Here is a 24,344-nt window from a genome sequence, read left to right as displayed (position 1 = left end):
CAGGATATGAAATAAGGGGTGACGGATATGGCAAAGATTCATATATTGGACGAGCATATTGCCAACCAGATTGCTGCCGGTGAGGTGGTGGAGCGTCCTGCTTCCGTTGTAAAGGAGCTTGTGGAGAACTCTATTGACGCCGGCGCGACCCGCATTGAGGTTCATGTGGAGGAAGGCGGTCTTGAAAGCATCCGGGTGACCGATAACGGCTCAGGCATCGAGCCGGATGACTGCGAGACGGCTTTTTACCGCCATGCGACAAGCAAAATTGAAAACAGCCGGGATTTATTCCATATCACCAGTCTCGGCTTTCGCGGCGAAGCTCTAGCCAGTATAGCAGCCGTAGCGAAGGTCGAGCTGGTGACTTCGAACCGGGATGACGGTATGGGCCGGCGTATCCATATTGAAGGCGGGAAGCTGCTGGCGGAAGAGGATCATCCTGCACCCCGCGGAACGGATCTGCAAGTCAGAGAGTTATTTTTTAATACGCCGGCGCGACTGAAATATATGAAGACGATCCAAACGGAACTCGGTCACATTTCCGACTTTATGTACCGAATTGCTCTTTCCCATCCGGAAATTGCTATTACGCTGCGCCATAATGAGAACCAGCTGCTAAAGACGCTGGGAAACGGCGACCTGCTCCAGGTGATCGCAGCTGTATACGGAACGCAGGCGGCCAAAGCCATGCTGCCGGTTCAGGCGGAAAATCTTGACTTTGAACTCAGTGGCTACGTAAGCCTGCCGGAATGGACCAGATCAAACCGAAACGGCATCTCGACCATTGTGAATGGAAGATATATCCGGAATTATGGACTGAATCAGGCTATCCAAAGGGCATATCATACGCTGCTTCCTATCAACAGATTTCCGCTCGCTGTACTTACGATCAAAATGCATCCGTCTCTTGTGGACGTCAATGTACACCCAGCCAAACTGGAAGTGCGTTTCAGCAAAGAGCAGGAACTCTATCCTTTTGTCGAGGATAGTATTCACCGGGTCCTTCGCCAGGAGGTATTGATTCCCCAGGCTGTTAAGCAGAACATTGGCGGCAAGAACAGCAGCTCCTTTATTCAGGAGCAGTTTCATTTTCCAAACCGCAGCGGAGCTGCAGTTCCTGTTGAAGTGACGTCGGAATCTGCAGCTTCATTGGAATCGGCACAGACTACTACTACTGATGTTCAGATTAAGAGCGAGGATCGATTAAGCCCAAATGACTCCTTTTTCAGTGAAGCTCAAACTCCGATTCAACCTGACAGCATGAGCAAATATACGCCATCTGCAAGTTCAGAGCAGGGACAAGGGCAGGTCAGCCATAATATGATCAGAGAAGAGCGTTCCTCCGCTTACCGCGGGAGTAGCGCTTCTCAGCAGCGGATCAGTCAGAGTTCAAATCCCGAACTGGCCAGCAGACTGCTGGCTTCATCCGCAGACAGCCACGCGGAGATTCCGCCATTTCCCGAGCTGACACTGATCGGACAGCATCATGGAACATATCTGATCGCGCAGAATGATCAAGGGCTGTATCTGATCGATCAGCATGCGGCGCATGAACGTGTGAACTATGAATTTTACTATGAAAAATTCGGAAAGCCAGCGGACGCATCCCAGGAGCTTCTGCTGCCGATCACGCTTGAATTCACACCATCTGAAGCCAGCCGGCTGAAGGACAGGCTCCAGTGGTTTGAGCAGGTGGGCGTTTATCTGGAGCATTTCGGCGGCCAAACCTTCCGTGTCCGCTCACATCCCTATTGGTTTCCTAAGGGGGAAGAGAAAGAGATCATCGAGGAAATGGCTGAATGGGTTCTTGAAGAACGTATGATTGATTTAGCGAAGCTGAGAGAGAAATCATCGATTCTCTGCTCCTGTAAGGCATCCATTAAAGCGAATCAGAAGCTGACAGAGCAGGAAGCAAGCACACTGCTTGATCGTCTTGGAGCATGCAGACAGCCCTATACTTGCCCGCATGGACGGCCAATAGTGGTTTCATTCACCACCTATGACCTGGAAAAGCTGTTTAAGCGGGTCATGTAAGAGAAGACTTTTGTAAATAAATGATAATGATAAACGATTGGAGATTGACATGATTATTACAACGGGGGACAAGGCCGGAATCGAAATCATTAACCGCGCCAAGGCCCTGGCATCCCGCACAGGGAGCCTTTATGTTCCAAGGCGTCACACTTCGCTTCCCAAGATGGCCAAGCAGCATGGCGATGATGAAATTATCGTCGTTTTGGATAATGGCGCAAGATTGGTCAGGGCGGGAGAGGAACCGATGGAGTTCCATCCAAGTATGGGTTTTATTCGGGCCAAACGGATTCTAAAGGGAGAAAGTGATCCTATGCTGGATGCGGCGTGTATGAATGAGGGGAATAGCGTCTTAGATTGCACAGCCGGACTCGGTACGGATGCACTTGTATTTGCGGTGATGGGCGGCGCCAACACCAAGATAACCGCAGTGGAAAGCTCATCTTCGCTTGCTGCACTCCTGTCTGAGGGACTCGGGCATTATACTTCGGGAGTCGAAGAGATTAATGAGGCTATGCGGCGTGTAGACATTGTAAACGGGCATCATTTGGAAGTGCTTCGTTCCTTGCCGGATCAGAGTATGGATATCGTGTATTTTGACCCAATGTTTCGTGAGCCTCTGATGGATTCCTCGGCGATCAGGCCGCTTCGCTGGTTTGCCAACAGTGATCCGCTGAGTGAGGAAAGCATTAATGAAGCCGTCAGAGTTGCCCGGAAAACGGTGGTGCTAAAGGAAAAAAGGGGTAGCGACGAGTTTACCCGTCTCGGGTTCTCGGAGCAGGGACGCTCCCATTCTAAAATTTCATATGGAGTGATCGTCGTTGACAGGATTTAACACAACCGAGAATAAACCCAAACTACTGGTGCTTGTCGGTCCTACGGCAGTTGGAAAAACCAGGATGAGCATTGAACTCGCCAAAGAGCTGAACTGTGAAATCATTTCTGGAGATTCGATGCAGGTTTACCGTGAAATGGATATCGGAACAGCCAAAATCACACGGGAAGAAATGCAGGGAATTCCGCATCATTTAATAGATATTCATTCACCGGACGAACCGTACTCAGTCGCCGAATTTCAGGAACAAAGCCATCATCTTATCCGGGACATCCATGCTCGCGGGAAGCTCCCTTTTATCGTCGGCGGGACGGGGCTGTATGTGGAATCCGTCTGCTACGATTATCAATTCGCCCAGGTGGGGGAAGATAAGGAATTTCGAGAAGCGCAGGCTGCATTCGCTGAGGAGAACGGTGCAGAGCTACTTCACGCCAAGCTGGCTGAGGTCGATCCGGAAAGTGCACAGAAACTTCATCCCAATGATCAGCGTAGAATTATTAGGGCTTTGGAGATCTATCATTTGACGGGTATCCCTCTTTCGGCCCAGCTGGCTGGGCAAAATAGGCAATCTCCGTATCAATTATGCCTCGTCGGTTTGACAATGGATAGGCAAATGCTATATAAACGTATTGAAGCCCGCATCGACGAGATGCTGAAGCAGGGTTTGGTAGAAGAAGTCTCTTCACTGCTGGACAAGGGCTACGGAACTGATCTGGTCTCTATGCAGGGACTTGGGTACAAGCAAATCATATCCTATCTTCAAGGCCGTGAATCTTTGGAGGAGGCGGTTGAGATCCTGAAGAGAGACACTCGCCGGTTCGCCAAACGCCAGCTGTCCTGGTTCCGCCACATGAAGGATATTTCATGGGTGGACGTCACGGAGCCCGTAAATTTTTCTGCTAAATTTGAGGAAATCCGTGATATAATAGCAGGAAAGTTTCTCTCAAATCTTGAATATACTTCAAAACAATCTAAATGAAACGTTGGGGGTACGGGTAAATGAACAAGTCCATTAATATCCAAGATACATTCTTAAACCAGCTGCGCAAGGAAAATATCCCAGTTACCATTTTTCTCGTAAACGGATTTCAGATTCGCGGTACGATCAAAGCTTTCGATAATTTTACTGTCGTTGTCGATTCCGATGGAAAGCAGCAAATGTTGTTCAAACACGCTATTTCTACGGTTACGCCTCAACGCAATGTTTCATTGATGCAGGAAAATCAAAACGAGGGCTAACGGACGTAATTCGAAACTTTTTTGGATCATTTTCGTTTAAGAATATAGACTGGGTGAGCGGGCTGGGCTGAGTATGCTGCGTTTGCTGATGTCTATAGGCATAGGAACTGGAGCGGAGCAACCTTGTCAAGGTTGTTCTTTTCATTCCACTACTTGAATGATCCTTAAGGGAGTCAGGAGGCACCATGGATAACAATAAACTGTCAAGGACTGGTAGCAAAAATAAAGAAAAGCCGTCCAAGACACCAAAAAAGAGAAAGAAGAAACTTACTGGCAAACGAGTATTTTGGATTATATTTTTCACCTGTGCTTTTGCCGTATTCTGCGCGCTCGGAGGATATCTTTACATTACCATCAACGGAGAGCGGATTTACCAGGCGAACAAGGATAAAATCACGCTTCACGAAACATCCAAGGTCTATGACCGAAATGGAGATTTGATGGGTGAGCTTTCTCTGGTAAAAAGTGATCCGGTAGCCAGCGAGGATATTCCGAAGCTTCTCAAGGATGCTTTCGTTGCTACGGAGGATAAACGGTTTTATGAGCACAGCGGTGTGGATTTATGGTCCATCGGCCGTGCAGCCGTAAAAGACGTTATGGCGCGTTCCAAAGTGGAAGGCGGCAGTACGATTACCCAGCAGCTCGCGAGAAATATTTTCTTGACTCGTGACAAGACCTTCTTCCGTAAAGCGACAGAGATGTCTATCGCACTAGCTCTGGAACGCAATCTGACCAAAGATGAGATCCTTACGATGTATTTGAACCGAATTAACTTCGGCGGACAGATTTACGGAATTAAAGAAGCATCCAAGTATTATTTTGGTATTAGTGATTTGAATCAACTGCAATTGTGGCAGATGGCCACGCTGGCAGCTATGCCTAAGGGGCCGTCCAAATACAACCCAGTCAAGAATCCGGAGGCCTCCATGCAGCGGCGTGCGGTTGTACTCAACTTGATGGCCGAGCAGGGTTACATTACCCAAGCTGAAGCAGATCAGGCAAAGACAGTCGTTTACGATTACGTACCTCCGAAGAAGAAACAAAATTATCAGAACTACATGGATTACGTAATGAATGAAGCTGAGAAAGTGACGGGTCTAAGTGAAGACGACCTGAACATCGGCGGTTATAAAATCTACACGACAATGGATGCTAATGCGCAGAAGGTGCTTGAAAAGGAATTCGCAGACGATTCCAATTTCGAGAAAAGCGTAGATAACCAGCCAGTACAGGGATCTATGGTCATCATGAATCAGGAGAACGGGTCCCTGGTTGCGCTGCTTGGCGGACGCGATTATGAGCGCAAGGGCTACAGCCGTGTGACGAACAGTCGTCGTCAACCGGGTTCAGCCTTCAAACCGATCGTTTCTTACGCTCCGGCGCTGGAATCGGGCAAATTCGATATGAATTCGCAGCTTAGCAACAAAAAGCAATGCTTTGGCAATTACTGTCCGACCAACCTGCACGGTTATTCGGATACCATCGGAATGGCCGATGCAATTACCAAGTCGGAGAACATTCCTGCGGTTTGGCTGCTTAATCAGATCGGCGTGCAGACTGGCTTTGATTTCGCAAAAAATCTTGGCATTCCGCTGACGGATGAGGATAAGAACCTCGCATTGGCGCTTGGCGGCACCAGCAAAGGTACGAATACGCTGGAGATGGCTCAGGCATATAGTGCTTTTGCGAATGGAGGCACGTTTAACGAAGCGTACTCAATTAAGTCAATCGTCAACAGTGACGGTAAGACGATCTATACTCACAAAGATGCCGGCAAGAAGGTCATGAGTGAGGATACCGCTTATCAGATGACCGAAATGATGAAGAATGTTGTCGATAGCGGTACAGGTAAAAAAGCGCAAATCAGCAGACCTGTAGCAGGTAAGACGGGTACAACGCAAAGTGGTATTCCGGGCTCGAAGTCCAACCGTGATGTGTGGTTTGTTGGTTATACTCCAGAATTAACCGCAGCCGTTTGGATGGGGTATGATAATCCGGATAAAGATCATTTGCTTAAAAACAGCAGTAAGCTTGCAGCGCAATTCTGGGGAAAAGTAATGGAGCAAGTAGTTAAAGATTTCCCTGCGAAGGAATTCAAAGTACCGGAAAATGCGAAGAAGCCAGAACCGCCACCAGTTGCAAAGACGACGAGTCCCGTCACCGGACTGATCGGAAGCTATTCACCGGATACGCAAACCGTTTCGTTGTCATGGAATCCGGTTGACACTGGTAACGTTATGTACCGCGTATACCGGAAGGAAGCTTCTGAGGCGAACTACTCGGTCATTCTGGATAATGTTACTTCTGCTACCGCTGACGATGTAGGTGCACTTGCGGGTCACACCTATGAGTATTACGTCACGGCCGTTTCCACGGATACGGGGAAGGAATCCGACAGATCTAATGTCATATCGATTTCGATTGAAGCACCGCCACAAGAACAGCTGCCTCCTGACAATACGGGCGACAACGGTCTGAACGGAAATACCGACCAAGGTCAAAATCCGGATGGAAGCACCAATAATGGTCAGGATAACGGTAATCCAGGGAATGGCAGTGATAACGGCACTAACAATGGTAATAATGGCAACAGCGGAAACAATGGAAATGGTAACGGCAATGGTAACGGCAATGGTAACGGCCATGGCGGTGGTTCAGGTACCGGGGATGGCAGTACGGATATCGGAACTACCGTTCCTCCGGATAGTGGAGGCGGGGGGTCACCGGACACCGGTGGCCCTGTGGATGGAACCAAGAAGCCGGATAACAACGGCTCTGTCCCGGTTGATGGTACTACCAGTCCATAATATGAATCCACAAGTTCAATAAAAAGAGCTTCCTTCATGGAGGCTCTTTTTATTTTTGCTTATACAATGAATTGTACTTGCGCTTTATTTGATGTAAACATTTTGAGTGTATTTCCTAAATGTGATAAGCTGAAGCTACCATATTGGAGAGGGTTATTCCCATGAAACGAAAATTTGGAGATCGAGCGAATTGGCGCCGGATTTCCCGCCGGCGATTTGCCTGCCGTTATGTCGAGAGCGATGCATTTACCGGGTACATAACGCTCTACACGATTTACAACTTAAAGGAGCCCCTTTGGAAGCATTACGGGAACCATACTTACCGGATTGCTGATAAGGGTTATTCTTGGCTGCAATATTTCCCGAAAAACAGTCATTACATCATTACGGCCATGTTTGATGAAAGACAGGAAATCATTCAGTGGTATATAGATACCTGCAAGACGCAGGGAGTTACGGAGCAAGGAGTACCCTGGTTTGACGATCTGTATTTGGATATTGTCGTCCTGCGCAACGGAGAAGTATTCCTGCTTGACGAGGATGAGCTGGAGGATGCCTTGGCGCGGGGGGTAATTACCCAAGATGACTATATGCTTGCAACAGTTACGGCCCGGGAAGTGCTGAATGACATCAAAGCGCATAAGTTTCCTTATTTCCTGATGTCGCTGGATCATCGCAAGCGGTTGTTCGAGAATGGAGAGTTCAGGAGGAGAACATGACAATGTCTGAGCAGGGGCCGGTGCTGATCCCAGGGAAAAAGCGCTCCCCGCTGAAGTTCATATTTTCTTGTGTCGGCGTTCTGGTCATTCTCGGTCTACTGTGGACCGGATTTGTATGGTGGAAAATGGATCACGTTCAGAGCTCCAGTTTAAACGGCACAAGCGATGTCGGAATTGTTCTGGGCGCCTCTATGTGGGGGGACACCCCAAGTCCGGGGCTGAAGGAACGGCTGGATGAAGCATTGAAGCTCTATCAGGAGAAGAAGTTCAGCACCCTGATCGTTAGCGGCGGATTGGACAAGCCTGAATATAAGTACACCGAAGCGGAAGGGATGCGAAATTACCTGGTAGCCCATGGCGTTCCTGAGGATTCCATTATACTGGAAAATAAGGCGCGCAGTACCTATGAAAATTTGCTATACAGCAAGCAGATCATGGATGAACATGGCTATACCAGCGCGGTGATCATTACCCATCAATATCATGGCATGCGATCGAGAGATATAGCCAATTACTTGAAATATGATCATCCGCAGCTCGGTTTGACGGAATCCCAGACGCTTCAGATGAAGTATCATAAGCCCAGAGAGGTGCTAGCTTATACCAAATGGAAGGTTGATGAGCTGCTTCTTTGGCTTGGCTGGAAAAAGGCTTGAAACTTCTAATAACCATGCCTCAAATAGAATACATTGAATAGAGAACACATCTTGCGTGGATATGAGGTGATGGATGCATGAACGGGCGTGTCGCTGAGGCGAACGGCCGGCCGGAAGGCAGGCCATCCAGACAAATTAATGTTATTATACGCAACCAGGAGCCTCCTGTGCTCAGCAGCGCAGTTCCGGAAAAGGAGCCTGTACCTGTCCAAAAAAGTGTTGTTCAGCACACGCTGTATCAGGAAATCGAGAAAGAGCTGGATAATCTTGTCGGACTAGAGAGCATAAAGGAATTTGTCTTTGAAATTTATGCCCTGCTACAAATTGCCCATATGCGCCAGGACGCGGGTCTAGCCTGCGGAGGGCAGGTATACCATATGGTCTTCAAGGGGAATCCGGGGACGGGGAAAACGACGGTGGCCCGCATCATTGCCAAGCTTTTTCAGAAGATGGGCGTACTCAGTAAAGGACATTTAATCGAAGTGGAACGCGCTGATCTGGTTGGCGAATATATCGGTCATACCGCGCAAAAAACGAGGGATTTGGTGAAAAAGGCACTCGGGGGCATTCTTTTTATCGATGAGGCCTATAGTCTTGCCCGCGGTGGTGAAAAGGATTTTGGCAAGGAAGCGATTGATACGTTGGTGAAAGCCATGGAGGATCACAAGAATCAATTTGTCCTGATCCTGGCAGGCTATTCCGATGAGATCGATTATTTCCTGCAAACGAACCCTGGGCTGCCTTCGCGTTTTCCGATCCAGGTCGAGTTTCCCGATTATTCGGTTGACCAGCTGATACAGATCTCGGAGCTGATGGCGAAGGAAAGAGATTACATTTTAATGCCTCAGGCGATAATGAGATTAAGACAGCACCTGTTACAAGAAAAAAATGAATCCGAGCATGCCTTCAGTAATGCCAGATATGTGCGGAATACGATTGAAAAGTCTATTCGAAATCAAGCCGTGAGGCTGCTTCATTTATATTCGAACACGAATCCCGGTAAGCTTGAGCTGATGACACTAAGAACGGAGGATTTCAAGCTTGACAACAAGGGGACGTTTTAAATGATGTGATGAAGAACTGCAGGCTGCGGAAAAGGGGCAATCATTATTGGCACATTCCATTTACGATACGAATACGCAAATACGCGACCGAGCAGTTCTCGTTAGTCTTGTTACCGAAGAAGTCAAACGGTCTGGAATCAATCCAGAGCTATCCCTGCAGGAGCTTGTTAGTCTGGCAGAAACTGCCGGAGTAGAAGTTCTGGATGTGGTTACCCAAAACCGTGATGTTCCGGATTCCCGCTGGCTTATTGGTAAGGGCAAGGTGGAGGAGCTGCGGATTTCTATCGATTCTACTCACGCGAACACCGCTATTTTCGATCATGACTTGTCCGGAGCTCAGGTCCGGAATCTGGAGCAATACCTGGACGTGAAGATTATTGACAGGACGCAGCTGATATTAGATATTTTTGCACAGCGCGCCAAGACGCGCGAGGGTATTATACAAGTAGAACTTGCGCAGCTCTCTTATCTGCTTCCCCGTTTGTCGGGACACGGCAAAAATTTGTCGCGTCTCGGCGGCGGGATCGGTACCCGGGGACCAGGGGAAAGCAAGCTGGAGATGGACAGACGTCATATTCGTGGACGAATCGGCGATCTAAAAAAGCAGCTTGAAGCGGTGATCAAGCATCGTAAGCTTTACCGGGGACGTAGGCAAAAAAGTGGCGCGATCCAAATCGCGCTTGTCGGGTATACCAATGCGGGGAAGTCCACGTTGCTTAAGCAGCTTACCAGCGCGGACGTATACATTGAAAATCAACTGTTTGCCACACTCGATCCGACGTCGCGCACATTGGAGCTGCCTGGGGGAAGCGAGGTTATTCTGACGGATACGGTAGGATTCATCCAGAACCTGCCACATGATCTTGTTGCTGCCTTCCGGGCTACGCTGGAGGAAGCGAATGAAGCGGACTTAATACTGCATGTGGTAGATGCTTCTTCCCCTATGAGAGATGAACAAATGGCTGTGGTTGACTCGATACTGGAGGAACTGGGTGCAGCAGAAAAGCCGCAGCTGATTCTTTTTAACAAGGTGGATATTTGTACCAAGGAGCAGCTTGAGATGCTGCCATCCGGGCAGGGTTATCTCAAAATCAGTGCTCTGAATCCGGCGGACCTGCTCACGTTAAAAGAAGTAATTAAAGACCGTTTATCCGGAGGGATCTTGACGTTTCGTATACCGCCGGAAGACGGCAACGCAATGGCCATGCTCTACCGCGTTGGAGATGTGTTAGGGCAGCAAAACGAAGAAAATGATATGATTTATAAGGTACAGGTACACAAGCCTGATTATGAAAAATGGGGACATATGCTTCATCCTTATCTCGTAAGAGATTGATTGATGTTGACTTGGAGGAGAAATACGGAGACATGATAACTTTTGCACAAGAATTGGAACAATGGAAAGAAGCTGCTGAAGAGCGCATCGAAGGACAATTTCGCAAGCTGGACCGGGTGATCGACCAGAATCAATGGAAGGTTATTGAAGCGTTTCAGAAGCATCAGGTAAGTGATTTTCATTTTGCCGGATCAACAGGATATGCCTATAATGACCGAGGCAGAGAAGTGCTGGATTTGGTATATGCGGACGTATTCGGAGCCGAGGCAGCTCTGGTACGCCCGCATTTTGCTTCGGGTACGCATACGATCTCAACCGCTCTTTTTGGCGTATTAAGACCAGGGGACGAGCTTTTCTATATCACGGGACGTCCTTACGATACACTTCATAAAGTGATTGGAAAAAAAGGTGACGGAACCGGTTCGCTGCAGGATTTTGGCATTACGTACCGTGAGGCGGAATTGACAGAAGATGGAGGCATCGACTGGGAAGCTGTACGTGCAGGAATTCACGAGTCGACGAAGGTTATTGGAATCCAGCGTTCGAGAGGATACGACTGGCGATCTTCCTTCACAGTGAATGAAATCGGTGAAATGATCCGGAAGGTGAAAGAAATCAAATCCGATGTCATCATCTTCGTTGATAACTGTTACGGGGAATTCACGGAAGTGCTGGAGCCGACTGAAGTCGGGGCGGATCTGATCGCAGGTTCTCTCATTAAAAACCCGGGCGGCGGCATCGCCGAAACAGGGGGATACATTTGCGGCAAACAGCAATACGTGGATCTCTGCGCTTATCGGTTGACTGCTCCGGGGATCGGCAGTGAAGTCGGTGCGATGCTGGGAACGACCCGCGGCATTTACCAAGGGCTGTTTATGGCGCCGACTCTGGTTGGACAGGCTTTAATGGGAAGTATTTTTGCGGCGGCCATGTTTGAACAGGCGGGATTTGTGACCAAGCCGGCATGGAATGAGCCGCGAACCGATTTAATCCAGGCTATTTCATTCACGGGTGCGGAGCATCTAATTGCATTTGTTCAAGGCATACAGCGTGCAGCCGCGGTAGACAGCCACGTGGTTCCCGAACCATGGGACATGCCTGGCTACGAACATCCCGTTATAATGGCTGCGGGTACCTTCATCCAAGGCGGCAGTCTCGAATTATCCGCAGACGCACCGATCCGGGAACCTTTCATCGGGTATATGCAAGGCGGTTTGACATACTCTCATGTTAAATTTGGAGTCATGTTAGCTCTGCAAAAGATGAAAGATCGAAATTTATTGTGAGTTTATCTGACATGTCATTGACGCATGAGATCAGGAAATGTACAATATGAGTTAGAAAAGTTTACTGGAAGGTTGAGATAAGTCATGGGTGATGAGATTCGCAGAAACATGGCATTATTCCCGATTGGTATTGTAATGAAACTGACCGATTTGTCAGCCAGACAGATTCGGTACTATGAACAGCATAACCTGATTGTTCCTGCGCGCACGTCAGGCAATCAGCGCTTATTCTCCTTTAACGATGTGGAAAGATTACTGGAAATTAAGTCTCTAATTGAGAAGGGCGTAAACATCGCCGGAATCAAACAGGTGATGAATCCAGTGACCAAGGAATCTGAGGAAGCAACAGTCATTACCGCTGACACGGAAGTGAAACGAAAAGAAATGTCAGAATCCCAGTTGCATCGCCTGCTGAAGCAGCAGCTCGTTTCAGGTAAGAGACCGGGTCAGGTATCATTGATCCAAGGTGAACTATCCCGGTTTTTTAATAAAAAATAAATCAGATTCAATAATGGAAAGGGAGAGGATCCTGTGAGCTACACTAAAGAAGATATTCTTCGTATTGCTGAGGAAGAGAACGTTCGTTTTATCCGCCTTCAATTTACCGACTTGCTGGGAACGATCAAGAACGTTGAAATTCCGGTAAGCCAATTGAAAAAAGCGCTTGACAATAAGATGATGTTCGATGGATCTTCCATCGAAGGTTATGTTCGCATTGAAGAATCCGATATGTACCTGTATCCTGACCTCGATACCTGGGTGATTTTCCCTTGGGTAGCCGAAGACCGTGTTGCACGTCTGATCTGTGATGTATATATGCCGGATGGCACTCCGTTCGAAGGAGACCCACGCGGTATTCTGAAACGCAACCTGAAGGAAGCTGAAGCTATGGGCTACACTTCCATGAACGTCGGTCCGGAACCAGAATTCTTCCTGTTCAAAACCGATGAAAAAGGCAACCCAACGATGGAACTGAATGACCAAGGCGGATACTTTGACCTTGCGCCAACAGATCTCGGTGAGAACTGCCGTCGTGAAATCGTGCTTACGCTGGAAGAAATGGGCTTTGAAATCGAAGCTTCCCACCACGAAGTGGCTCCAGGCCAGCATGAGATCGACTTTAAATATGAAGATGCTATTAAAGCGGCTGACCAAATTCAAACCTTCAAATTGGTTGTTAAAACCATTGCACGTCAGCATGGTCTGCATGCGACTTTTATGCCTAAACCGCTGTTTGGCGTGAATGGTTCCGGTATGCACTGTCACCAATCGCTGTTTAACGGCGACAACAACGCATTCTATGACGAGTCCGATGAGCTTGGCCTCAGCAAAGAAGCGCGCTACTACATGGCTGGTATTTTGAAGCATGCTCGTGCTTTTGCTGCGATTACCAACCCAACAGTGAACTCTTACAAACGTCTGGTTCCTGGCTATGAAGCACCTTGCTATGTGGCATGGTCCGGTAGCAACCGGAGCCCGATGATCCGTATCCCAGCTTCCCGCGGACTCAGTACCCGCGTAGAAGTTCGTAACCCGGATCCGGCTGCGAACCCTTACCTGGCACTTGCTGTAATGCTGCGCGCTGGTCTGAACGGCATTAGCAAAAAGATGGAGCTTCCAGCTCCAATCGACCGCAACATCTATGTAATGTCCGATGAAGAGCGTATCGAAGAAGGCATCCCAAGTCTTCCAGCTGACCTGAAAGAAGCGCTGAACGAGATGGTACGCGATGAAGTTATCATCGAAGCGCTTGGCGAGCATGCATTGTCCCACTTCTATGAACTGAAAGAAATTGAATGGGATATGTACCGCACGCAAGTTCATCAATGGGAACGCGATCAATACATGACGCTGTACTAATCATCAAATCCCTTGCGCCGTATGGTGTGAGGGGTTTTATTAGAAAGATATAATATAGATGTCAGAAGCCTCTCCATGCCGTGGAGGGGCCTTTTTTATATTTTCGAAAAAGAGGTTGATTCTCATATTCAGAGGCAGAAGAAATGATTTATCCACAAGTGTTACGTGAGCCGTAAATATTGAAGAAAATATACAAGCGGTTTGACCATCTTAAAAATAATATGGAATAAAAATATAAATGAGAGGGGTGATAAATAATGCAAAGTCGGAGACAAGGTAATGCTCAGGGCATTGACGTATCTCATCACCAAGGAGTAATTGACTGGCCAAAGGTAGCAAGCGCTGGAATTTCTTTCGTGTTAATTAAAGCCACGCAAAACAGTATGGATCCTATGTTTCTGTCAAATGTCAAGGGCGCCAAGGCTGCAGGATTGCTGGTTGGTGCGTACCATTACATGGATGATTCTGTAACGACAGCGGACAAGGCCAAGGTGGCGGCTCAGATGTTTTACAATGCAATTCAGGCGGCGGGTGGTAGTGCCTTGTTTGATCTTCCGTTTGTTCTGGACTATGAGAGTAACAAAAATGGCTTGAGTAAAGCGGTTCTCTCGGCCAACGCCAAGGCTTATTTAGAGGAGATCAATCGTTTGACTGGTGCGATCCCTATGCTCTACACTTATCCGTCATTTATAGGTAATTTTAGCGGCTTGTCTGATTATCCATTGTGGATTTCTAGGTATAGCAATCAGGCACCGGCGGATGCGTCTGGCTGGAACAGCTGGAACTTCTGGCAATACAGTGATGGCAAATCTGGTGGAGTATTGCCGAACGGCAGTCGTATGATTCCAGGGATCGCGGGAGGCGTTGACCTTAACGAATTTGACGGGACGATAGACCAGTTGCGCCAACGGTATGGTAAGAAGCAAACCAGAAAGGATGATGTAAAAATGTCAGAGACGAATAGTGATATCAACCAGGTCAGTCCTTGGGCAGCAGATGCGTGGAAGGAAGCTACAGACCATAAATATTTTGATGGCAGCAGGCCAGGGGCACCCATGACTCGAGAAGAAGCGGCAATTGTTGTAAACCGGCTCAGAAAAAATCTCCTAGCCTTAATCCAAAGTATAGCGGAGGACGTCTCTGATCTGGAACAAAGAATGCAAGATATTGAACGGAAATAACGAATGTCATCCCAATATTGATCTCGTTCTATTTTTGCCGTATTGCCCTTACCAAGTCCGGATTTATCCATACTATATTATGTATCTTGAACCTAAGGAGGGTGTACTCATGAGTGAAGTTGTTGGAGGAGTAGGCGTAGGTTATGGTTATGGACATTTTGGTAGCAATATCGGAGCAATTTTAGTTTTGTTCATTCTGCTGGTTATCATCACAAGAGCATTCTGGTTCTAAGATCTCATTAATATCACTGAAGACCCTGCTGGCATGATGCTGGCGGGGTTTTTTATTAGCCTATTACTCTCCTAGATGGGTTTTTAAGTTAACATCACGTGAAATCTATAGAAATTAAACCTAAAACCTGAATTTCTCACCTCCCAAACTTTGTCATTTCCCTGCATAATGAGTTTATACCAAACAAAAAGGGGATAAAACGATGGCGAAGATGTCGAAATTGTTAAGCTTGGTACTTACGGGCACACTGGCCATCAGCTTGACTGCCTGTGGCGGCAGCAAGTCTGATGATGGAAGCACTTCATCTACTGGATCATCCAGCAATACATCGGAAAAGAATATTACGATCACATTCCAAAACATTTATCCGGATCCGACCGACCCGAAAAACCAGCTGATGAACAAATTGGTCAAACAGTATGAAACCGATCATCCAAACATTAAAATCGAGCTGGATTCACTGAATACCGACCAGCAAAAGCTTAAGCTGAAAACGCAGGCTGCTTCGAAGGAAATGCCGGATATCACGGTAGTGAATCCATCCGCGCAAATGAAGCCTTTTGTCGACGCGAAGCTTCTGGCTCCACTGAACGATATGCTGGATCAGAACGGACTGAAGGATACATTCCAGGACGGACTTCTCGATTGGTACAGCTTTGACGGCAATACATACGCACTGCCTGACGGCAACAACATCGCGGTTGTGTACTACAACAAGGAGCTTTTCGATCAAGCAGGCGTAAAAGTGCCAACGACTTTCGAAGAAATGCTAGATGTCGTGAAAACTTTGAAATCCAAAGGCATCCAGCCGATGGCGATCGGTGAAAAAGACAGCTGGACGGGTTCGTTCCTGTTCATGAACATGCTGCTTCGCACCAATAACGGTCCTGGATTCCTGCAGGATGTACTGGATAAAAAGAAAACGTTTGAAGATCCTGCCTTCGTCGAAGCCGTTAACGCATTCGAAAGCCTGGTTCAGGCTGGAGCTTTCCAGGATGGCGCAACATCCTTTGATTACAACGCAGGCGAAAACCTCTTCAAAACAGGTAAAGCAGCGATGTACTTCATGGGTACCTGGGCAACCGGCGGTATTGAAACCTCTTCTGTGAACGGAAAAGTTGGCGTATTCAAGTTCCCAACCATCAACGGCAAAGGGAATCCGGATGAATTCATGCTGGCACCTGGAAGCGCATTCGCGATCTCTGCAGACAGCAAACATCTGGAAGAAACGAAAGCGTTCCTGAACTGGTTTATGATGAGCTTCCCTAAAGAAGCATTTGAAGCCAAAGGCGCAGTAGGTATCGGTCAAAAGGTAGACGGCGACTTTAAAGCTGCTGGATACTCCGACATGGCTATGGAAGTGCTGAATCTCTTCAAAGAAGTAAAGGGTGGCGACCTGGCATTCGATAATACGATGAATCCGGCCACGGCTCAAGTTCACTTGACCAGCATCCAGAACCTGTTTGCTCAGAAAAAGGATGCGGCTGAAGTTGCAAAAGAACATCAGGCTGCATTTGAAGAAAACAATAAATAAGCATGACCGTGGAGAAGGGAACGCGTGCTGAAGGCTGCATGCAGTTCCCTTCCAGTCCTTAAAGACCAGCCAGAAGAGGAGGGGGTATTTTATGAACGTGCTGAAGGTCTCCCGTCTGACGATTGCCGCGTTTGTACTGCCTAGCTTAATCATTTATATAGGTATCGTGTTTGTGCCGATTATTGTATCCATGTACAGTGGTTTGCTGGATTGGAACGGAATCGGGGATCCCAAATTCATCGGGCTTGAAAATTTTAAAAATCTGTTCTTCCATGATCCGGTTTTCTGGCCGGCTGTGAAAAGAACATTAATGTTTGCCGTCTTTTCTATGGCAGAGATTCCGATTGCGCTCCTGGTAGCCATCTTGCTGAAACGTTATATCCGCAGACCGAATTTTCTGGTCTCCAGCTACTTTTTACCTGTAATTCTGTCGGTTGTCATTGTAGGTCAGCTGTGGAAGACGATCTATAACCCCGCATCGATGGGCGGCATGCTAAATCAGGTATTGGAAGCGATCGGGCTTGGATCCTGGACTCATTCTTGGCTCACCGATCCGTCTGTAGCCATGTACTCGCTGTATTTTGTGGCACTGTGGCAATATCTTGGATATCACACGCTGATCCAGTACACAGGCATTTTGAATGTACCGGAAGAAATTTATGAAGCTGCACGAATTGACGGCGCCGAAGGTTTTACAGCTGACCGTTATATTACGTTCCCGAACATCATCCCGATCTTCAAAATTTCGATTGTGCTTGCGTTCATCGGTTCACTGCAGTCATTCGATATGATCATGGTCATGACGGGCGGCGGTCCAGCACATGCCACTGACGTGATCTCGACGCACATGTATAACATGTCCTTCCTATCCATGAAATACGGTTACGGAAGCTCAATCGCGACATTTTTGGTGATTTTGTGTCTGTTTGCAACGTTCCTGATCAACCTGTTATTCAACAAACTGGAGAAACGGTTCTCGTAAAGGAGGAAATCGCCATGAATACAAGTACTGTGGTTACGTTGAACAAGCGGACAGCAACTGCCCGTCGCGGACGGTTTTCTATTGCGAAAATAATCGCCATCCTGTTCTTGTCCATCCTTGTGGTGACTCAGGTATACCCGCTGCTCTGGCTGTTTTTATATTCATTCAAAACCAATGAAGAGATTTTATCAGGCAGTTTTTTTGCCCTCCCGCATTCGCCTCAGTGGAGCAATTACAGCGCAGCGCTTGAAGGGAATTACTTTCAGTATCTGCTAAACAGCTTGTTTGTAACATCAATAACGATGGTTACGGTCATTTTGCTAAGCTCCCTTTGTGCGTATGCCATCAGCCGGTTTCGCTGGCGTTATGGGCAGGTTGTCATGCTGCTGTTCCTCGTTGGAATGATGATTCCGATGCAGGCGACCCTGCTGCCACTGATGATTATTTTCAAGAATATGCATATATTGAACACGCACCTGTCGCTGATATTGCCTTATGTTGCTTTTCAAATGCCGATTGCCGTGTTTATCTTAAGCGGGTTCATGAAGTCCATTCCACATGAGATTGAAGAGTCAGCGGTTATCGATGGTGCGAGCATATGGAGGATTTTCCGCAGCATTATTTTACCGGTGTCTGTTCCGCCTGTCATGACAGTTTGTATTTTGACTTTCATTAACATCTGGAATGAGTACATCCTGGCAGCGACATTCATTTCGTCGGAAAAGCTTAAGACGCTGCCTTTTGGTGTCAACAGCTTTGTCAGCCAATATTCCGTCAACTATGGCGCGATCGGAGCCTATCTGGTACTGGGCGCACTTCCGGTCATCATTATCTACTTCCTGTTGTCGGACAAAATTACGCAGGGGATGGTGGCTGGCGCGGTAAAGGGCTGAACTATTAAAAAAGATAGTACGGAACAAGCGGAGAGTATGCTAAAATTGACACGAAATGTCGATTTCCCGAAAGGAGAGCACATCAATTGTGAGACGCTTCCGATCCATACACAACCGCTTGTTTCTGCTATTTATGGGATGCATGACCGGGATTTTGATCCTAATGAGTATTTTGTATTATAATCGAACTCTTTCTATTATCCATTCGAAAGTCAGCGATATTGCCGAGAAAAATATTTCTCAAACCGCTGGTCTGTTCAACCTGATGCTACAAGGCTACAACAGCCTGTCCAAATCGCTGAACAGCAACTATGAGCTGACGCGCCTGCTTCAGGAGACAGCATCCAATCCTTCGGTTGCGGTCATGAATGAACGAACCATCACCAATATTATCGGAGCAGCCTACTATTCGCGAAACGATGTGGTAGGCATTCATATTTTGTCGAATGACGGAAAGGTCTACAGTTATGAGAGACAATTTGCCGGGGTCATCGACAACAACTATGCACAGACCGAATGGTATAAAAAGCTGGGAGAATCCTCAGGTAACATGGTGTGGCTCGGACTCTATCCCGGTTCTCCAATCAACACGATGCAGCAGCAGGAGAAGGTATTCGTTTTCGGACGCAAGTTGTATGATCTGACCAGCCATAAGGAGATTGGTATTCTTGTCATCGAAACAAATCCGTCTCCTATTATGGAAGCGCTGTCTAATGTGAGCATCAGTCCGGGAACTCGGGTGTACATATTGGACGAGGACAACAAGATCATTGCATCATCTGAACAAAAAGGCACAAAGCGGCCGGAACTTGATAAACTTCCAAGGCCATCCCCGGACGAAAGTATCGTCGTGGATAAAACTTCCGATCAGTTGATCGTAGCCGCTAACACTTCGATGGCCGGTTGGACCATCTATGGTTTAACGCCGAATAAAGATATCCAGGCGGAAGTATATCAAACGACGAAAGTTTTGATTATTGTGGTGCTGGTGCTGATTATTTTGTCCGCGGTTCTGGCGTCCATCGTTTCCCGCAATATTGCCTCGCCGCTCAAGCTGCTCATCCGTGAGATGAAGAAGGTGGAGATGGGGAACTTCAACGGTTCAGTCGATGTAAATTCTTTTGATGAAATCAATAGTCTGGTCTCGTCCTTTAACCGGATGGTCTACCGGATGGATGAGCTGATCGAGACAATTAAAATTTCTACGGTCAGCGAAAAAAATGCGCAGCTGCAGGCGCTTCAGGCACAAGTCAATCCGCATTTCCTCTACAATACACTGGACATGATCTACTGGATGCTGGATGAGCAGGAAAACGAGCGCTTGAGCCGTGTGGTACTGTCTCTATCGCAAATGTTCAGATACAGCAGTAACTGGGAAGAAGCGTCGCGTACGACGCTCGGGAGCGAACTGGAGCAAATACGGCATTATTTGACGATTATTGAAACAAGACTTGGCGGAAGACTTCATACGGAAATTGCTGCAGATGAACTCTGGCTGGAAGTCACGCTTCCGAAAATGACGATACAGCCCATCATTGAAAATGCGGTGAAGTACGGGCTGGAGCCACAGGGCAGCATCGGATTTCTGAAAGTGAGCACGGAAGCCCATGGGGGTAAGCTGCATATCATCATTGAAGATAACGGCGTGGGCATGGATGAACAGACGCTCACGAGAGTAAAAGAGACATTATCACAGAGGCAGCCAGAAGCGTCAAACGCCGGACAGTCCGGACAGAGACGCGGTATAGGGCTTCGGAATGTTCACGATCGGCTCGTTATGATGTTCGGAGAAACATACGGGCTGCAGATTCAAAGTGAGCTTAAGCAGGGGACGACCGTGGTTATCACCATTCCGATTCCATTGAAAGGGGAGATAGACCATGAACATATTGATCGTGGATGATGAGAGTGTAATTAGGGAAGGGATCAAACGGACGATACTGAGGGCTTTTCCTGAGCATGGCGTACAATTGGCAGAGAGTCCAGGTGAAGCGGTAAACATCCTCAGAGGCGGCAATATCGATGTAGTGCTAACAGATATTTTGATGCCGGGCATGACCGGACTGGAATTAATGAAGCTGTCTAGAAGCAGTTATCCGCATATCAAATGGGTCATTATCTCCGCCTATTCGGAATTTGCGTACGCGAAGGAAGCGGTGAGACTCGGAGCAAAAGATTACTTGTTGAAGCCGATCGGCAAGGATCTGCTGGTGTCCATGATCGGGCAGCTGAGTGAAGAAGTAGAGCGGGATGCTGAGCAGCAGCAGGAAGCCAAGATGCTTCGCAGTAATTTGAAGTTTTTGCGGGAGGCTGTAATTCAGCGGTGGGCGATGGGCCTGGATATAGGCAATATGGATATCGCCCCGTTTGTGGAGCGGCATCACCATTTTCAATTGGCACTCATCAAAATGGAAAGCGATAATACGGTGCAACTAGAGCATTTCATCATCGAGAATGTGCTGAACGAGCTGATCGAAAGGTATGGTGAAGGATTCGTCACCAGCCTGGACGGTAAAAGCCTGCTTGGCCTAATTACCGTGAGCACCAAAGACGGCATGAAGAGCTTGGTGGATGAACTGCGGACACATCTGAAAAACTACGTTAAGGTTCCTTTTCAGATTCAGCTGTCGGATGAGATCCATCATTTTGACAATATTCCGGCCGTCATTCAGCAGATGGTTCGGGATTCAGGAACGCTGGAGTTCGATTATTACGCACCGGGCGGAAATCGCGCTATGGAAGTTGCTGTGCAGTATATCCGCGCCAACTATAAAACTGACGTTACCCTGGAAAAGGTAGCTTCCGTTGTCTTTTTGAATCCGGCGTACTTCAGTCAGGTGTTCAAACAAAAGACGGGCAGCGGGTTTAAAGAGTATGTCACGGGAGTGCGGATGGAAAAGGCAGTTCATTTGCTCGAGCATACCCAGCTTAAGCTAGCCGATATCGCTGAGAAAATCGGGTATCAGGATGTAAAGCATTTTACGCAGGTATTCCGCAAGCGCATGAATGTCACACCGACAGAGTATCGCCAGCGGTTGGCAGCGGAGTCCGGTATCAGCCGGGTATGCCCATAATTCTTATTCGATACTGCTGCGTTCGTACGATCGTAATTGAGCTCTGCCACTCCCAAACAGCCTCTTATTGATAAAAGCGAACAAATGTTCTATAATTGGATTATTAGTATTGAATCAGTGGGAGAGAGTGAGGGTTAGCCGGTTTGAAAAAAGACGCTTGGAATGCTGTAGAACGGATGAGAAAGGGGAATATTCCTGGATTAAGCATGGCGTTGATCGATCATGGAATGTTGAATCGTCAAGAATGCTGGGGGGAGACGGGTTTAGGGAGTGGAAAACCGATTCAAGCTGATACGATGTTTAACGCTTGCTCCATCAGCAAATTTGCCGCGGCTATGTTGGTCCTTCTATTAGTGGAAGAAGGGATTCTTGGACTGGATGAGGATGTGTGCGGGCGTCTGGTTGCTTGGAAAATACCTGAAGATCCCTTGTATGATTCCCGAGATATTACATTGCGCAGGCTCCTTAGTCATCAAGCGGGTTTCGCTGATCCGGAAGGAAGCTTCGGTGTATTTTCCAGAGAATATGGGGCTCCCACCATGGCGGATCTGTTGGAAGGAACGACATATTACAGCCCAAAACCTGCTGCTTTGATGGCAGAGCCGGGCAGCCAGTTTATATATTCGGATACAGGTTATCGCATTCTTCAGCAGCTGATCGAGGATGTAACCGGCAAGTCCTTTGAACGACTGATGCAGGAAAAGATATTTGAACCTCTACATATGAATCACAGCAGGATCGTTACGTCGGATATGGATATCCGGCCAGGATCAGCAAGCGGACATAACAAGCATGGTGAACGACTTCAGGACCCTTATACAATATATCCATTTCCGGCGGCTGCAGGACTGTGGGCGACGCCATCAGATTTGGCGTTGTTGTTGATAGAACTCATGAACTCTGTTCACGGGAGGGGGAGGCTCGTTATTTCTGCCGAGACCGCCAGTGACATGATCTTGCCCCAGGGCTGTTTTCAATGGACAGGCCTTGGCGTATTTTTGGATACCTCGAACGGTCAACTGGAGATTTCGTCTCTTGGGTGGGGAGTGGGGTATCAATGCATGCTGATTGCTCATCCATATACTGGCAGGGGAGCGGTGCTGATGATGAACGCTGATCCGGGAGTACATCAGAACCAGAGCCTGCTTGGAGAGGCAGCAAGTATGTGGCGACAAGGGCAGCTCGACAAGCGGAAAATAAGAAAAACGTCAATCAACGTACTTTCACAGAAGCGTTCTTAAAAAAGCCCTTGTTCTCCGGCAGGAGCAACAAGGGCTTGTACATTTTGTACGCAAAAACAATTAATGAATATCCCGGAACAAACCGACTACCTTGCCGAGGATCGTTACATGATTCAGCCGCAGTGGCTCATAGGACGGATTCTCCGGCTGTAGACGAATGTGATCCTTCTCTTTATAAAAGGTTTTCACTGTAGCTTCATCCTCTTCCGTCATCGCGACTACGATATCGCCGTTGTCAGCAGTCTGCTGCTGGCGAACGATAACGTAATCACCATTATGGATGCCTACCTCGATCATACTGTCTCCCATAACCGAAAGCATAAATACTTTCTCATCCCCGACATAATGCTGGGGAAGAGGGAAATAGTCCTCAATGTTCTCCGTTGCGGTAATCGGTACACCGGCTGTAACCTTACCAACCACAGGAACTCTTGCGATCGTATGTGTAAACAGGTTGCTGCTTTCGGACTCTTCCTGACCCAAAATCTCAATGGCGCGAGGTTTCGTAGGGTCTCTACGGATTAGTCCCTTCTTCTCGAGTCTGTCCAAATGACCGTGGACAGTTGAGCTTGAAGCCAATCCTACAGCTTCGCCAATCTCTCGGACGGAAGGCGGATAACCCTTGGCCCGCACTTCGTTTCTGATAAACTCCAATATTGCCTGCTGCCGGCTAGATATCTTCGACATTCCCCATCAACCCCATTAGTAACGTTTGGTAAAATTATAACATAGAACTACCGTTCGTACAAACACAAGTTCTAAAATCAGAATATTAAAAAATCAAGCCCAGAGGCTCCCCTGTACAATCACTAATAGAACAAACCTTCCCCTAATATATCCATGAAATATAGCCTGCACTTTGAATTAGATCTAAGTTTTAAAAAAAGGGAACAATCGTTCGAAAAAACTATTGAACAAAACATGTGTTCGTGTTATATTGTTCTCATACAAGAACAAATGTTTGGAGGAGCGCGAAAAATGTTAAAACATACTACATACCAAAGTATTTATAATAGTGAAGTTATTGAAGTAGGAACCGGTGGATGGAAGGCTGTCGAGCGTATTCAGGAACTGCAAGCAATGTTCACTCGCCGTCTTCTTTTCAAGCTTATGCTTGCTGCCGTCATTATCATCATTGGGTGTACAGGAATGGTTCGCGTGTTTGCCGGTTCACCACATGATGAAATTCCGTTGGAACAGGTGGTCGTAACCAAAGGAGACACGCTGTGGGAGATTGCCGTTGAATATAAACCGAAGGATATGGATACACGCGATTATATTAATGTTATTAAGAAGACGAATCATTTGAAGACAAGCGGAATTGAAGCCGGAGATGTACTATCTCTTCCTATATATGAATGATATTTAACACAG

Annotated in this window: 22 protein-coding genes; 21 read left to right on the top strand and 1 reads right to left on the bottom strand. The window is 47.4% G+C overall.

Translation table 11 applies throughout. The annotated features are described in order from the left end of the window. Window positions 1–27 precede the first annotated feature (27 nt). From mutL to MUG84_RS12535, 20 genes are all read left to right on the top strand, one after another. Window positions 28–2,034 carry a DNA mismatch repair endonuclease MutL gene (gene mutL, locus MUG84_RS12630; protein WP_244725365.1) on the top strand — a complete coding sequence of 669 codons (2,007 nt, stop codon included), beginning with the start codon at window positions 28–30 and terminating at the stop codon, window positions 2,032–2,034. A 49-nt stretch (window positions 2,035–2,083) separates the two neighbouring features. Beyond that, the gene (locus MUG84_RS12625) at window positions 2,084–2,866 is read left to right on the top strand and encodes a class I SAM-dependent methyltransferase (protein WP_244725364.1); all 783 of its coding nucleotides are present in this window, start codon (window positions 2,084–2,086) and stop codon (window positions 2,864–2,866) included. Further along, a complete protein-coding gene (gene miaA / locus MUG84_RS12620; protein WP_280521285.1) occupies window positions 2,853–3,845 on the top strand; it encodes a tRNA (adenosine(37)-N6)-dimethylallyltransferase MiaA in 993 nt (330 codons plus the stop codon). Before MUG84_RS12625 ends, miaA begins: the two co-directional genes overlap by 14 nt. A 20-nt stretch (window positions 3,846–3,865) precedes the next feature. Then, a complete protein-coding gene (gene hfq / locus MUG84_RS12615) occupies window positions 3,866–4,105 on the top strand; it encodes an RNA chaperone Hfq (protein WP_244725363.1) in 240 nt (79 codons plus the stop codon). 185 nt (window positions 4,106–4,290) lie between these two features. After that, window positions 4,291–6,912: a PBP1A family penicillin-binding protein gene (locus tag MUG84_RS12610; protein WP_244725362.1), complete on the top strand. Its 2,622-nt coding sequence runs from the start codon at window positions 4,291–4,293 to the stop codon at window positions 6,910–6,912. Between the two features lie 161 nt (window positions 6,913–7,073). Continuing rightward, window positions 7,074–7,631, top strand: coding sequence for a ribonuclease FAU-1 family protein (locus MUG84_RS12605; RefSeq protein ID WP_244725361.1), 558 nt, complete (start codon window positions 7,074–7,076; stop codon window positions 7,629–7,631). Then, entirely contained in the window at window positions 7,628–8,287 is a 660-nt protein-coding gene (locus tag MUG84_RS12600) for a YdcF family protein (protein WP_244725360.1), read from the top strand. Before MUG84_RS12605 ends, MUG84_RS12600 begins: the two co-directional genes overlap by 4 nt. 77 nt (window positions 8,288–8,364) lie before the next feature. After that, complete coding sequence (locus MUG84_RS12595) at window positions 8,365–9,351, top strand: AAA family ATPase (RefSeq protein WP_244725359.1); 987 nt, start codon at window positions 8,365–8,367, stop codon at window positions 9,349–9,351. Between the two features lie 46 nt (window positions 9,352–9,397). Continuing rightward, a complete protein-coding gene (gene hflX / locus MUG84_RS12590; RefSeq protein ID WP_244725358.1) occupies window positions 9,398–10,687 on the top strand; it encodes a GTPase HflX in 1,290 nt (429 codons plus the stop codon). 32 nt (window positions 10,688–10,719) lie between these two features. Then, window positions 10,720–11,973 (top strand): methionine gamma-lyase family protein, encoded by a 1,254-nt coding sequence (locus MUG84_RS12585; RefSeq protein ID WP_244725357.1) that lies wholly within the window; start codon window positions 10,720–10,722, stop codon window positions 11,971–11,973. Between the two features lie 84 nt (window positions 11,974–12,057). Beyond that, entirely contained in the window at window positions 12,058–12,471 is a 414-nt protein-coding gene (locus MUG84_RS12580; protein ID WP_244725356.1) for a MerR family transcriptional regulator, read from the top strand. 33 nt (window positions 12,472–12,504) lie between these two features. After that, complete coding sequence (gene glnA / locus MUG84_RS12575; protein ID WP_244725355.1) at window positions 12,505–13,833, top strand: type I glutamate--ammonia ligase; 1,329 nt, start codon at window positions 12,505–12,507, stop codon at window positions 13,831–13,833. Window positions 13,834–14,090: 257 nt separating this feature from the next. Next, window positions 14,091–15,014 (top strand): glycoside hydrolase family 25 protein, encoded by a 924-nt coding sequence (locus tag MUG84_RS12570; RefSeq protein WP_244725354.1) that lies wholly within the window; start codon window positions 14,091–14,093, stop codon window positions 15,012–15,014. Between the two features lie 109 nt (window positions 15,015–15,123). After that, window positions 15,124–15,246 carry a YjcZ family sporulation protein gene (locus tag MUG84_RS12565; RefSeq protein ID WP_244725353.1) on the top strand — a complete coding sequence of 41 codons (123 nt, stop codon included), beginning with the start codon at window positions 15,124–15,126 and terminating at the stop codon, window positions 15,244–15,246. Window positions 15,247–15,448: 202 nt separating this feature from the next. Continuing rightward, window positions 15,449–16,780: an extracellular solute-binding protein gene (locus MUG84_RS12560; RefSeq protein ID WP_244725352.1), complete on the top strand. Its 1,332-nt coding sequence runs from the start codon at window positions 15,449–15,451 to the stop codon at window positions 16,778–16,780. 91 nt (window positions 16,781–16,871) lie between these two features. Further along, window positions 16,872–17,762, top strand: coding sequence for a carbohydrate ABC transporter permease (locus MUG84_RS12555; protein WP_244725351.1), 891 nt, complete (start codon window positions 16,872–16,874; stop codon window positions 17,760–17,762). Between the two features lie 14 nt (window positions 17,763–17,776). After that, complete coding sequence (locus MUG84_RS12550; RefSeq protein ID WP_244725350.1) at window positions 17,777–18,655, top strand: carbohydrate ABC transporter permease; 879 nt, start codon at window positions 17,777–17,779, stop codon at window positions 18,653–18,655. A gap of 163 nt (window positions 18,656–18,818) precedes the next feature. Then, window positions 18,819–20,558 carry a sensor histidine kinase gene (locus tag MUG84_RS12545; RefSeq protein ID WP_342346110.1) on the top strand — a complete coding sequence of 580 codons (1,740 nt, stop codon included), beginning with the start codon at window positions 18,819–18,821 and terminating at the stop codon, window positions 20,556–20,558. Then, window positions 20,536–21,729: a response regulator transcription factor gene (locus tag MUG84_RS12540; RefSeq protein ID WP_244725349.1), complete on the top strand. Its 1,194-nt coding sequence runs from the start codon at window positions 20,536–20,538 to the stop codon at window positions 21,727–21,729. Before MUG84_RS12545 ends, MUG84_RS12540 begins: the two co-directional genes overlap by 23 nt. Before the next feature lie 143 nt (window positions 21,730–21,872). After that, the gene (locus MUG84_RS12535) at window positions 21,873–22,970 is read left to right on the top strand and encodes a serine hydrolase domain-containing protein (RefSeq protein ID WP_244725348.1); all 1,098 of its coding nucleotides are present in this window, start codon (window positions 21,873–21,875) and stop codon (window positions 22,968–22,970) included. Between the two features lie 60 nt (window positions 22,971–23,030). On the opposite strand, the gene lexA is transcribed toward MUG84_RS12535, so the two are convergent. After that, complete coding sequence (lexA, locus tag MUG84_RS12530) at window positions 23,031–23,657, bottom strand: transcriptional repressor LexA (protein ID WP_244725347.1); 627 nt, start codon at window positions 23,655–23,657, stop codon at window positions 23,031–23,033. Between the two features lie 291 nt (window positions 23,658–23,948). On the opposite strand from lexA, the gene yneA reads away from it, so the two are divergent. Next, window positions 23,949–24,332: a cell division suppressor protein YneA gene (gene yneA / locus MUG84_RS12525; protein WP_244725346.1), complete on the top strand. Its 384-nt coding sequence runs from the start codon at window positions 23,949–23,951 to the stop codon at window positions 24,330–24,332. The last annotated feature ends 12 nt before the right edge of the window (window positions 24,333–24,344 follow it).

It is taken from the genome of Paenibacillus mangrovi (assembly GCF_022898935.1).
Taxonomy (GTDB): domain Bacteria; phylum Bacillota; class Bacilli; order Paenibacillales; family Paenibacillaceae; genus Paenibacillus_AQ; species Paenibacillus_AQ mangrovi.
Note: the sequence above shows the minus strand (reverse complement) of the source record. Positions and strands in the feature narration are given on the sequence as shown.

Coding starts and splice junctions, on each gene's coding strand:
- MUG84_RS12605 (WP_244725361.1), top strand. CDS start 7,074: ATGAAACGAAAATTTGGAGATCGAGCGAATTGGCGCCGGATTTCCCGC.
- mutL (WP_244725365.1), top strand. CDS start 28: ATGGCAAAGATTCATATATTGGACGAGCATATTGCCAACCAGATTGCT.
- MUG84_RS12540 (WP_244725349.1), top strand. CDS start 20,536: ATGAACATATTGATCGTGGATGATGAGAGTGTAATTAGGGAAGGGATC.
- MUG84_RS12585 (WP_244725357.1), top strand. CDS start 10,720: ATGATAACTTTTGCACAAGAATTGGAACAATGGAAAGAAGCTGCTGAA.
- MUG84_RS12600 (WP_244725360.1), top strand. CDS start 7,628: ATGACAATGTCTGAGCAGGGGCCGGTGCTGATCCCAGGGAAAAAGCGC.
- MUG84_RS12580 (WP_244725356.1), top strand. CDS start 12,058: ATGGGTGATGAGATTCGCAGAAACATGGCATTATTCCCGATTGGTATT.
- MUG84_RS12595 (WP_244725359.1), top strand. CDS start 8,365: ATGAACGGGCGTGTCGCTGAGGCGAACGGCCGGCCGGAAGGCAGGCCA.
- MUG84_RS12570 (WP_244725354.1), top strand. CDS start 14,091: ATGCAAAGTCGGAGACAAGGTAATGCTCAGGGCATTGACGTATCTCAT.
- hfq (WP_244725363.1), top strand. CDS start 3,866: ATGAACAAGTCCATTAATATCCAAGATACATTCTTAAACCAGCTGCGC.
- MUG84_RS12565 (WP_244725353.1), top strand. CDS start 15,124: ATGAGTGAAGTTGTTGGAGGAGTAGGCGTAGGTTATGGTTATGGACAT.
- MUG84_RS12625 (WP_244725364.1), top strand. CDS start 2,084: ATGATTATTACAACGGGGGACAAGGCCGGAATCGAAATCATTAACCGC.
- MUG84_RS12545 (WP_342346110.1), top strand. CDS start 18,819: ATGAGTATTTTGTATTATAATCGAACTCTTTCTATTATCCATTCGAAA.
- MUG84_RS12550 (WP_244725350.1), top strand. CDS start 17,777: ATGAATACAAGTACTGTGGTTACGTTGAACAAGCGGACAGCAACTGCC.
- MUG84_RS12555 (WP_244725351.1), top strand. CDS start 16,872: ATGAACGTGCTGAAGGTCTCCCGTCTGACGATTGCCGCGTTTGTACTG.
- lexA (WP_244725347.1), bottom strand. CDS start 23,657: ATGTCGAAGATATCTAGCCGGCAGCAGGCAATATTGGAGTTTATCAGA.
- yneA (WP_244725346.1), top strand. CDS start 23,949: ATGTTAAAACATACTACATACCAAAGTATTTATAATAGTGAAGTTATT.
- MUG84_RS12560 (WP_244725352.1), top strand. CDS start 15,449: ATGGCGAAGATGTCGAAATTGTTAAGCTTGGTACTTACGGGCACACTG.
- MUG84_RS12610 (WP_244725362.1), top strand. CDS start 4,291: ATGGATAACAATAAACTGTCAAGGACTGGTAGCAAAAATAAAGAAAAG.